The organism is Ruminobacter amylophilus (assembly GCF_900115655.1).
GTDB lineage: Bacteria > Pseudomonadota > Gammaproteobacteria > Enterobacterales > Succinivibrionaceae > Ruminobacter > Ruminobacter amylophilus.
On sequence record NZ_FOXF01000095.1, the window covers coordinates 1 to 2,007 of the forward strand.

At 51.5% G+C, this 2,007-nt stretch carries 3 protein-coding genes; all 3 read right to left on the reverse strand.

The window, feature by feature from the left end:
• Positions 1–779: ParB/Srx family N-terminal domain-containing protein (locus tag BMY80_RS11860; RefSeq protein WP_177178600.1), on the reverse strand; the 779-nt coding region annotated here is incomplete at its 3' end.
• A gap of 8 nt (positions 780–787) precedes the next feature.
• The gene (locus BMY80_RS11865; protein WP_093143941.1) at positions 788–1,357 is read right to left on the reverse strand and encodes a terminase; all 570 of its coding nucleotides are present in this window, start codon (positions 1,355–1,357) and stop codon (positions 788–790) included.
• 199 nt (positions 1,358–1,556) lie between these two features.
• The coding region (locus BMY80_RS11870; protein WP_245730204.1) for an HNH endonuclease signature motif containing protein at positions 1,557–2,007 on the reverse strand (451 nt) is incomplete at its 5' end.

Here is a 2,007-nt window from a genome sequence, read left to right on the forward strand (position 1 = left end):
GCATCCTCAAAGGCATCATAGAAAATGCGGGACTTGGAGGTGGCGTAGAACTCGTAGAAGGACGCATCCTTTGCCATGCTGTTTTTGAAGTTGGCAAAGACCTTCATCAGAAACTCATAGGCTGACTTGTCATCAAGATTGTCGTTTCTGATTTTGCCGGAGGCATTCTGCAAATCCACAAAGTACGGAGCATCGGTGCAGACAAGGTTTACCTTCACGTCCCCGAGCAGATTCTGATAGGTTTCCGGCAGAGTAGAATCACCGCAGATTACGGTGTGTCTGCCAAGGTGCCAAACGTCTCCGGTTTTGGAGAAGCAAGGTTTCTGCAGCTCAGCCTCCACATCGAAATCATCCTCTTCGCCCTCGGCATCGGTGGCAAAAAGCTCTGCCAGCTCATCTTCGGAAAACCCCGTCATGGAGAGGTCAAAGCCCAAATCCTGCAGTTCCTGCATCTCCACGGCCAGCAGTTCTTCATCCCATCCGGCATCAAGAGCCATGCGGTTATCTGCCAGAATGTATGCTTTCTTCTGAGCCTCGGTGAGGTGATCGGCAAATACACACGGCACTTCGGGAATGTTCTCAGCTTTTGCCGCCTGTATTCTTCCGTGCCCGGCTAGGACGTTAAAGTCCCGGTCGATAATTACCGGATTCACAAAACCGAACTCACGCAGAGAGGAGCGGAGTTTCATGATCTGCTCCGGTGAATGTGTGCGTGCGTTATTCACGTAGGGGATCAGCTTATCGGTGCTGACCAGCTGAAATTCTGTAGTTGTTTTCATGGGGTTCCTTAATTCTTCCTTGAGCGGAGCAGACGCTCCATCATGTCATCAGCAGGGTTCGATGCTCCCGATACATCCGCAGAGCAGTTTTCCTTCACGATGCTGTAAATCTGAAACCAGAGCTGGCTGGTCTGTTTCTGGTAGCTGTGGCTCATGGCTACAAAGGGACTCTGAATCACCGAGCTCGGGCATGTCGGGTGCTTGCCGCACAGACCGAACTTAGTGACCGCCTGTTCGCACTGTTTCCATCTGGCAAATGCCACTGAATACTGCTCGATGAGTTCAGAACTCACCAGACGGTCACAGCCGAGTCGGGCAAGCCACCGGTAGGTCTTGGTGTAGGTTTCGGCAGCACCGAGCGGTTTTCCGTCACGCTGGAGTTCCGAGAGGTATTCATCCGGCTTTGGAATGTCCACTCCCTCAGGCTCATCACCGTCATCGGGAGTGATGTCCGGTATGTCGATTCTGGTTATGTCGCGGTGTCCGAGATTGCCCTCGAGGAGTTTTTCCAGGAGAGCCTTTGGCTTACGTCCGGCACCCACTCGGGCACCGCCGCGGTTGGTTCCGTCTTTGGCCATCAAAAATCCTTATTGTTTGAAAAAATTACAAATGAGAATGTGAGCAGAATGCAGGCAACTCAACGGCTTAATGAAAACCGCCCGGGGTTATTACCGTTTTTGAAACAGCGGTTTTCTGCGTGGAGGCAAGGGGCCGAAGCTTTTTGATTAAAATTTCAGCGACTTTGACCGCCCCTGGGGCCTAAAAGCGGGATAATCATCACTTTTTGTGGTCGTAATCCTTTACTTTTCTGCTCCATCTGTCGCCCATTTCGCCATGAATTCTGGCATGACAGGCTTTACATACAGCTTTAAGGTTGCTTATGTCGTGAGTTCCGCCCTGAGAGAGCGGTTTAATGTGGTGAACTGCCTCGGTTGGTGTATATCTTCCCTGAGAAAGGCAGACCTCGCAGAAAGGATGCTCGGAGGCATAGGCTTTTCGGATTACTGTCCATGCTTTACCGTAGCGTTTCCGGGCTTCCGGATCTCGCTGGTACTTCTCGTAGCGTCTTGCTTCAGCTTTGGCATGCTCCTCGCAGAACCTTCCGTCAGTGAGTCTCGGACATCCCGGGAAGGAGCATGGTCTTTTAGGTTTTCTTGGCATGGTTTTCTCCGGGCATAAAAAAAGCTCCACCACCGACAGGAAGCAGAGCTGAAAATGAAAAAGCTCC